The organism is Rhizobacter sp. (assembly GCF_031412075.1).
GTDB lineage: Bacteria > Pseudomonadota > Gammaproteobacteria > Burkholderiales > Burkholderiaceae_C > Rhizobacter.
In genome coordinates, this window is the sequence record NZ_JANOCG010000089.1 from 1 (window position 1) to 8,490 (window position 8,490).

The window sequence follows — 8,490 nt, forward strand, 5'->3', positions numbered from 1 at the left end:
GGCCGTTTCGCCAGCTCTGCAAAAAGCTCGGCGCCGGTTATGCGGTCAGCGAGATGGTGACTTCGCGCCGCGACCTGTGGGACACGCTCAAGACCTCGCGCCGCGCCAACCATGAGGGCGAGGTCGCACCCATCGCGGTGCAGATCGCGGGCACCGAGCCGGCCATGATGGCCGAAGCGGCCGCCTACAACATCGACCGCGGCGCGCAGATCATCGACATCAACATGGGCTGCCCGGCCAAGAAGGTATGCACCCAATGGGCGGGATCAGCTTTGATGCAAGACGAGCCGCTCGCCACCGCCATCATCGAAGCCGTGGTCGCTGCCTGTGCGCCGCGCAATGTGCCGGTCACGCTGAAGATGCGCACCGGCTGGTGCCAGGCCGAGCGCAACGCGGTGCGCATGGCGCGCGCCGCTGAAGCCGCCGGCGTGGCGATGGTCACGGTGCACGGCCGCACACGCGAGCAGGGTTACACCGGCCAGGCCGAATACGAGACGATCGCCGCAGTGAAGGCCGCGCTGCGCATCCCCGTGGTGGCCAATGGCGACATCGACAGCCCCGAAAAAGCGCGTGACGTGCTCGCTGCGACCGGGGCCGACGCCATCATGATCGGCCGCGCCGCGCTGGGCCGGCCGTGGATCTTTCGGGAGATTGCCCACTTCCTCGAAACCGGCGAGCACCTGCCCGCGCCCGAAGTGCTGCAGGCCAAACGATGGCTGCTCGAACACCTGCACGAGCACTACGGTCTGTATGGTGAATTTGCCGGCGTGCGCACCGCGCGCAAACACATCGGCTGGGCCGTGCGCGCCCTGCCCGGCGGCGAGAGTTTTCGCGCCTTCATGAACACCCTCGACACCTGCGACACCCAGGTGCGGGCCGTGACCGACTGGTTCGACCAACTGGCCGACACCCATCACCGACTGCCGGCCACCCGCCACGCAGCCACCGAAATAACTCTCATCGAACAAGAAGCATGAGCAAGAAACACATTGAAGAATGCGTGAGGGACAGTCTCGAAGCGTATTTCAAGGACCTGCGCGGCGTGGAGCCCACGGCGATGTACGAAATGATCTTGAAGGTCGTCGAGAAGCCGCTGCTCGACGTGGTGATGAAACACGCCGACAACAACCAGAGCCGCGCCGCCGAATGGCTGGGCATCAACCGCAACACGCTGCGGCGCAAGCTGCTCGACCACAAGCTCGTCAAGTAAAAGGTTCTCATGCAAGCCCTGATCTCCGTCTCCGACAAAACCGGCGTGCTCGAATTTGCGCGCGAGTTGCACGCGCTCGGCGTGAAGCTGCTCTCCACCGGCGGCACCGCCAAGTTGCTGGCCGATGCGGGCCTGCCCGTCACCGAGGTGGCCGACCACACCGGCTTTCCCGAGATGCTCGACGGCCGCGTGAAGACGCTGCACCCCACCATCCACGGCGGCCTGTTGGCGCGCCGCGACCTGCCCGAGCACATGGCAGCCATCCAGCAGCACCAGATCTCGACCATCGACATCTTGTGCGTGAACCTCTACCCGTTCGAGGCCACCGTCGCCAAGCCCGGCTGCACGCTCGAAGACGCCATCGAGAACATCGACATCGGCGGCCCGGCCATGGTGCGCTCTGCGGCCAAGAACTGGAAAGACGTGGCGGTGCTGACCGACGCGTCGCAGTACGCGCAGGTGCTCGCGGAGCTGAAGGCCAGCCAGAGCGTGAGCAAGGAAACCAAGTTCGCGCTGTCAGTAGCCGCCTTCAACCGCATCTCGAACTACGACGCCGCCATCAGCGACTACCTCTCGTCGCTGCAAGCCGATGGCTTCCGAAGCGACTACCCAGCGCAAAGCAACGGCCGCTTCGTCAAGCTGCAAGACCTGCGCTACGGCGAGAACCCGCACCAGACCGCGGCTTACTACCGCGACCTGTTCCCCGCGCCCGGCTCGCTCGTCACCGGCAAGCAGCTGCAAGGCAAGGAGCTCTCGTACAACAACATCGCCGACGCCGATGCGGCCTGGGAGTGTGTGAAGTCATTCAACACCCCGGCCTGCGTGATCGTCAAACACGCCAACCCCTGCGGTGTGGCGCTCGGCGCCAACGCGGGCGAGGCCTATGCCAAGGCCTTCAAGACCGACCCGACCTCGGCCTTCGGCGGCATCATCGCCTTCAACACCGAAGTCGATGCAGCCACCGCCGAGCAGGTGTCCAAGCAGTTCATGGAAGTGCTGATCGCACCGGCCTTCTCACCTGAGGCACTGGCGATCTTCGCGGCCAAGAAGAATGTGCGCGTGCTGCAGATCGCATTGCCCACGGGCGGCGCCACGGCGTGGGAGCAGGGCCGCAATGCCCAAGACGTGAAGCGCATCGGCTCGGGCCTCCTGATCCAGAGCGCTGACAACCACGAGCTGAAGCTGTCCGACCTCAAGGTCGTCACCAAGGCCCAGCCCACACCGCAACAGCTGCAAGACATGCTGTTCGCCTGGACGGTGGGCAAGTACGTGAAGAGCAACGCCATCGTGTTCTGCGCCGGCGGCATGACGCTGGGTGTCGGTGCGGGCCAGATGAGCCGGCTCGATTCGGCACGCATCGCCGGCATCAAGGCCGAGGCGGCGGGTCTGTCGCTGAAGGGTTCGGCCGTGGCGAGCGATGCGTTCTTCCCGTTCCGCGACACGCTGGACGAGCTGGTGAAAGCCGGGGCGACCAGCGTGATCCACCCCGGGGGCAGCATGCGCGACGAAGAGGTCATCGGCGCCGCCAATGAACACGGCATCGCGATGGTGCTGACCGGCGTGCGGCACTTCCGCCATTGATCACGCGCAGGCTTCGACAGGCTCAGCCCGAACGGTGATTCACGCATGACGCGCCCTGAAGCGGCAGGCCTGCTGCTGGCCTTTCTGGCGCGCCTGATCACGGGCGCACAAGGCCATTGGTATGGCAGCCCGCCCAAGGCCGAGCAGCGCATCTACTTTGCCAACCACCAGAGCCATTTCGACTGGGTGCTGATCTGGGCCGCGCTGCCGCGCGACCTGCGCGCCCAAACACGGCCCATCGCCGCGCGCGACTACTGGACGGCCTCGCCGTTCAAACACTGGATCACGCGTGAGGTGTTCAACGCCGTCTACGTGAGCCGCACCCGGACGAAGGACGGTTCCCATCCTGGAACCGAAGACGAAGACCCGCTCGAGCCTCTGGCCGAAGCGCTGCGCAACGGGGACTCGCTCGTCATCTTTCCCGAGGGCACACGCGGCAACAAAGGCGACCCGCAGGCCTTCAAGGCCGGGCTGTACCACCTGGCCGAGCAGTTCCCCGAAGTGCAGCTGATCCCGACCTGGATCGACAACGTACACCGGGTCATGCCCAAGGGCGAAGTGGTGCCGGTGCCGATTCTGTGTTCGGTCACCTTCGGCGCACCGATGCATCTGAAACCCGGTGAAGACAAGCGCGAGTTCCTGGCGCGCGCACGCGACGAAGTCATCGCGCTGAGCAAGGTGGCGGCATGACGACGACACACGCCACGGGAGCCGTGTGATGGGAGCGCTCCGCCAACTCACCGTCTCGCAGCAGATCGGCCTGCTGTTCGTGATCATCTTCGGCCTGCTGGCCATCGCCACGGCGGTGGCCTTCACACGCTCGCTGCGCGACATGCCCAGCGACAAACAGGCGGCCTACGACGCGATGCTGCACGACCTGCGTGCGATGTGGATCGGCACGGTGCTGTTCTGGGTGTCGTGGGTCTCGGGCGCTTTTGTCGCGACCCTGCTGTTCGCGGTGGTGTCATTCCTTGCGCTGCGCGAGTTCATCACCCTCACCCACACGCGGCGGGGTGACCACCGCGCGCTGCTGGCCGCCTTTTTCGTGGTGACGCCGCTGCAGTACATGCTGGCGGGTGGGCAGTACTTCGACCTGTTCTCGGTTTTCATCCCGGTGTATGCGTTTGCGGCGCTGCCCTTCCTGGCCGCGCTGGGCAACGACCCGACACGCTTTCTGGAGCGCACGGCCAAGATCCAATGGGGCGTGATGGTCTGCGTGTACGGCATGAGCCACGCACCAGCGATCTTGTTGCTGGAGTTTCAGGACTACCAGGACCGTGGCGCCTTCCTCGTGCTTTATCTGGTGATGGTGGTGGCCACCGCGCAGATCGTGCAACAGGCGGCCGGGCGGCGCATGCGCCGCCGCCCGGTGGCACGCCAGATCAGCCGCACCTTCTCGTGGCGGGCCTGGGCCATCGGCGCGCTCGCGGGCGGTGTGGTGGGCGGGTTGCTGTACTGGGTGACACCCTTCAAGCCACCGCAGGCCCTGTTGATCGGGTTCGTCGCCTCGGGCTGCGGCACGCTGGGGGCGCTGGTGATGCAGGCCTTGAAGCGCGATGCGGGCGTTCGGCATTGGGGTGGGCGGGCGTCGGTGACCGGTGCGGTGGGACTACTCGATCGAGTAGCGCCTCTTTGTTTTGCCGCCCCGGTGTTCTTCCACTCCGTTCGCTGGTATTTCGGCGCATGATGACCGCCCCCCAGTCGCTGATCGCTCCTGCCCCCAAGGGGCGCAAGCCTCGCTTGAGGCGGCTCGGCGCCGAGGCTTGACATGAGAATCCTCGGCATCGACCCCGCCTTGCGCACCACCGGCTTCGGCGTGATCGACGTCGAGGGCAGCGAGCTGCACTACGTGGCCAGCGGCACCATCAAGACCGATGCGGTCGACAGTGGCCAGCTGCCCTTGCGATTGAAGGTGATCTTTGATGGCGTGCGCGAAGTGGTCGCGCGTTACCAGCCGCAGTGTGCCTCGGTCGAAATCGTGTTCGTCAACGTCAACCCGCAGAGCACGCTCTTGCTGGGCCAGGCGCGTGGCGCGGCCATCACCGGGCTGGTGTCGAGCGACATCGACGTGGCCGAGTACACCGCCTTGCAGATGAAGAAGGCCATCGTCGGCGCGGGGCATGCGACCAAGGAGCAGGTGCAAGAGATGGTCAAGCGCCTGCTGAAGCTGCCAGGCGTGCCGGGCAAGGACGCCGCCGATGCGCTGGGCCTGGCGATCTGCCACGCCCATGCAGCGCGCTCGTTTGCGGCGATCGAGAAGGCCACCGCGCGAGGCCGCACGACCAAGGCGCAATTCAAGGGTGGGCGTAGCTACTGAGTTTGGCGAGAGGTCTTTTTGGGACGCAAAGATCGCCAACAGGACGCGAAGGGCGAAAAGAAAAAAGAAGAGAAGAACCCTTTTGTATTCCTTTGCGATCTTTGCGCCTCCTTTGCGCCCTTTGCGTCCAAAAAAAAGGCCAGCAAGCTACCGCTGCTTGAATATCGGCTTGCGCTTGTGCACAAACGCGTCCATGCCTTCCTTCTGATCCTCAGTCGCAAACAGCGAGTGGAACAAGCGCCGCTCGAACAGCACCCCTTCGGAGAGCGGTGACTCGTAGGCGCGGTTCACGCTTTCCTTGGCCATCATCACGCTCGGGCCGCTGAAGTCGCAGATGGTTTGTGCGGCGGCCAACACCACGTCCATCAACTCGGCGGCCGGCACCACGCGCGACACGAGGCCGGCACGTTCGGCCTCGGCCGCGTCCATCATGCGGCCGGTGAGCACCATGTCCATGGCCTTGGCCTTGCCGACAGCGCGCGGCAGGCGCTGCGTGCCACCGGCACCGGGGATGATGCCGAGCTTGATCTCGGGTTGACCGAAGCGCGCCGTATCGGCCGCGATGGCGAAGTCGCACATCATCGCCAGCTCGCAGCCGCCGCCGAGCGCGAAGCCGGCCACCGCCGCGATCACCGGCTTGCGAATGGAGCGGATGGTCTCCCAGTTGCGCGTGATGTAGTCGGACTTGTAGACGTCCATGTAGCCCCAACCCGCCATCGCGCTGATGTCGGCACCGGCGGCAAAGGCTTTCTCGCTGCCGGTGATGACGATGCAGCCCACGCCGTCGTCGGTGTCATAGGCCTGGAGCGCGGCCCCCAGCTCGTCCATCAGCGTGTCGTTCAGCGCGTTGAGCTGCTTGGGGCGGTGCAGCGTGATCAGGCCGGTCTTGCGTGGGCCCGAGCCGCGCAGTTCGGTGAGGATGCATTCATAGGTCATGGGGGGTTCCTTGTTGTGTCGGGGGCCGCCAGCTCGGGGCGGCGGTCCAGCATCAGGTCGAAGTAAGCCTCGGGGTCGGGGCGAATGCGAAAGCGTACCGGCAGATGGCGCAACTGGGGCGCGATCCAGATGTCGACCACCATGTCGCCGCCCGCACGTGGCTCGCGGCGTGGCTTCAGGTGAAAGGCCTGCACCTCGCCAAAGGGCGTGGAAAGCAGTTCTTCTTCGACCACGTCATAGACCCAGATCGACACCCGGCGCGGCATGGCCAGCGGTATCTCGACCACCTGGCCCACCCGCAAACGGCCAGGCTGCGAGTCGAACATCCAGGCCAGCTGCACAAACTGGCTCACCGTGTCTTGCACCCCCTGCCAACGCGGAATCACCTGCCCGTTGGCCAGCCACACCTGCTCGGCCTCGAAGCGCACGCTGGTGCGCTGGGCATCGCTGAATGCGAGCTTGGTCTCCTGGTCGTAGCGGCGTGGGGCCAGGCCTTCGGGCGTGATGTCGCCGTCGCTGCTCATGCGGCGCGACGCGAGCAGGCCCACCGACACATCCAGGTGCACCTGGTAGCGGCTGCCCGCGCGCACCCACTCGACCTGCGCGTCGCCGTGCACCTCGCCGCGAAAGTGGCCGCTCAACACGTAGCGCATGCGCGTGGAGACGGGCCACTCGAAGGGTGGCGCCGTGTCGGCAGCAGACGCAGCAGCATCGGGTGCTGCGGCGGCCAAGACTTCGGGCGGCACAGGCTCGGGAGGTGGCAGTGCTTGCGCGATGGCCGGCTCAGCAGTTGGTGGTGCCGATGCCGCCGACATCACTGGCTGGACCACGGGCCGGCGCTTCACCGGCGCGGGCGCGGCTGCCAAACGCAATGGTGGTGTGGCGAGCGTCATCTCACGCACGTAGACCACCTCCATGCGCGCCGGCATGGCCTGCGCCTCGGAGAGTAGCCTGGCATGACGCACCAGCGCATCGGCCACCCCGAAGTGAACCCCCATCACCCCCAACGCCAGGCCCACGCCCGCCAGAACGCGGCGCGGGCTCGCGGGGTTCAGCTGGGCAGCCATGCCCGGCGCAGCGCAAACGCAGCCTGGGGCGTCTTGTCGGCCGGCGCGAGCGTGAGCGACACCGCGCCACTGGTGGGCTCGGGCGGCAGCTCGATGGCGAGTGTCTGCATGCGCTGGTCGCGCGACAGCATCAACTGCGCTGGCTGTTTGGCCGTCATCAAACGGGTGAGCTCGTCGAGCCGGCGAATGCGCCAACCGTCGACGGCGATCAGCTCGTCCCCGGCCGACACCCCTGCCGCTTCAGCCGCGCCACCCCGCAACACGTTGCTGACCTTGATGCCGGTGAGCGCGCTTTCCGACGCACGCAGCCCCAGGCGCTGCGCCACGCTGGGCGGCTGCTGGTTCCAGGCCACGCCGGCCTTGGCGAGCAGGCTTTGCCACGGCAGGTCGTCGGTGCCGTGCACCCACTGCCGGAGTTCCTTGGCGTAAGACCGGCCGCCCACCTCGGCCAGCGCAGCGGCAATGTCGGCCTCGCTGATCGGCCCGCCCTCGCTGCGCTCCCACAGCAGGCGCATCACGTCGTCGAGCGAGCCCTGGCCTTCGTGGCGCAAGGTGAGGTCGAGCGCGAGCGCGACCAGCGATCCCTTGGTGTAGTAGCTGATGGTGGCGTTGGGTGTGTTCTCGTCGCCTCGGTAGTACTTGACCCACGCATCGAAGCTCGCCTGAGCCACGCTTTGCACCTTGCGGCCGGGCAGGCCCAGCACGCCGGTGAGTGTCTTGGCCAGCAGCTTCAGGTAGCGCGCTTCGTCGATCAAGCCGGCGCGCAGCAGAAGCAGGTCGTCGTAGTAAGACGTGAACCCTTCGAAGAACCACAACAGCTCGGTGTAGTTCTCCTGGGTGTAGTCGAAGCGTGTGAACTCGGCCGGGCGCAGGCGCTTCACGTTCCAGGTGTGGAAGTACTCGTGGCTGATCAGCCCGAGCAAGGTGACGTAGCCGTCGCTCAAATCCTTCGCATCGGTCTTGCCGCGTTGTGGCAGGTCGCGACGCGAGGCGATGAGCGCGGTGCTCGCACGGTGCTCCAGGCCGCCGTAGCCGTCTTCGACCACGTTGAGCATGAAGACGTAACGTTTGAAGAAGGTTTTTTTCTTGCCGTGCCAGAAGCCGATCTCGGCCTCGCAGATGCGGCGGGCGTCGGCCAGCAGGCGCTCGCCGTCGAAGTCGGGCAAGGCACCGGCCACCACGAACTCATGCGGCACACCGGCGGCCTTGAACTCGCCGCGCCAGAACGTGCCCATTTCCACCGGGTGGTCGACCAGCTCGTCGTAGTCGGCCGCCTCGAAGGTCTGGGCCTTGATCGCGGGCAAGGCGGTTGCGACCTTCCAACCTTTGGGCAGGCCTCGCAGCTCCAGGCGCTGCGGCTCGGCCTCGCGGCCATGCAC

9 protein-coding genes are annotated in these 8,490 nt (G+C 66.1%); 6 read left to right on the forward strand and 3 right to left on the reverse strand.

Going from position 1 to position 8,490, the window contains the following annotated elements; all coding sequences use genetic code 11:
• From dusB to ruvC, 6 genes are all read left to right on the forward strand, one after another.
• On the forward strand, window positions 1–977 hold a 977-nt coding region (gene dusB, locus RMO40_RS03360; RefSeq protein WP_309716315.1), incomplete at its 5' end, for a tRNA dihydrouridine synthase DusB.
• On the forward strand, window positions 974–1,210 hold the full coding sequence (locus tag RMO40_RS03365; RefSeq protein WP_047493747.1) for a Fis family transcriptional regulator: 237 nt from the start codon (window positions 974–976) through the stop codon (window positions 1,208–1,210). The genes dusB and RMO40_RS03365, both read left to right, overlap by 4 nt.
• Window positions 1,211–1,219: 9 nt before the next feature.
• Window positions 1,220–2,791 (forward strand): bifunctional phosphoribosylaminoimidazolecarboxamide formyltransferase/IMP cyclohydrolase, encoded by a 1,572-nt coding sequence (gene purH / locus RMO40_RS03370; protein WP_309716319.1) that lies wholly within the window; start codon window positions 1,220–1,222, stop codon window positions 2,789–2,791.
• Window positions 2,792–2,836: 45 nt separating this feature from the next.
• Window positions 2,837–3,481: a 1-acyl-sn-glycerol-3-phosphate acyltransferase gene (locus tag RMO40_RS03375; RefSeq protein ID WP_309716321.1), complete on the forward strand. Its 645-nt coding sequence runs from the start codon at window positions 2,837–2,839 to the stop codon at window positions 3,479–3,481.
• Window positions 3,482–3,509: 28 nt separating this feature from the next.
• Window positions 3,510–4,478: a phosphatidate cytidylyltransferase gene (locus RMO40_RS03380; protein ID WP_309716324.1), complete on the forward strand. Its 969-nt coding sequence runs from the start codon at window positions 3,510–3,512 to the stop codon at window positions 4,476–4,478.
• An 81-nt stretch (window positions 4,479–4,559) separates the two neighbouring features.
• Window positions 4,560–5,108 (forward strand): crossover junction endodeoxyribonuclease RuvC, encoded by a 549-nt coding sequence (gene ruvC / locus RMO40_RS03385; protein WP_309716327.1) that lies wholly within the window; start codon window positions 4,560–4,562, stop codon window positions 5,106–5,108.
• A 147-nt stretch (window positions 5,109–5,255) separates the two neighbouring features.
• Here ruvC and RMO40_RS03390 read toward each other — a convergent pair whose 3' ends face one another.
• From RMO40_RS03390 to RMO40_RS03400, 3 genes are all read right to left on the reverse strand, one after another.
• Window positions 5,256–6,044, reverse strand: a complete 789-nt coding sequence (locus RMO40_RS03390) for an enoyl-CoA hydratase (protein WP_309716329.1) — start codon at window positions 6,042–6,044, stop codon at window positions 5,256–5,258.
• Window positions 6,041–7,111 carry a DUF3108 domain-containing protein gene (locus tag RMO40_RS03395; RefSeq protein ID WP_309716332.1) on the reverse strand — a complete coding sequence of 357 codons (1,071 nt, stop codon included), beginning with the start codon at window positions 7,109–7,111 and terminating at the stop codon, window positions 6,041–6,043. Before RMO40_RS03395 ends, RMO40_RS03390 begins: the two co-directional genes overlap by 4 nt.
• On the reverse strand, window positions 7,096–8,490 hold a 1,395-nt coding region (locus tag RMO40_RS03400; protein WP_309716334.1), incomplete at its 5' end, for a M61 family metallopeptidase. The genes RMO40_RS03395 and RMO40_RS03400, both read right to left, overlap by 16 nt.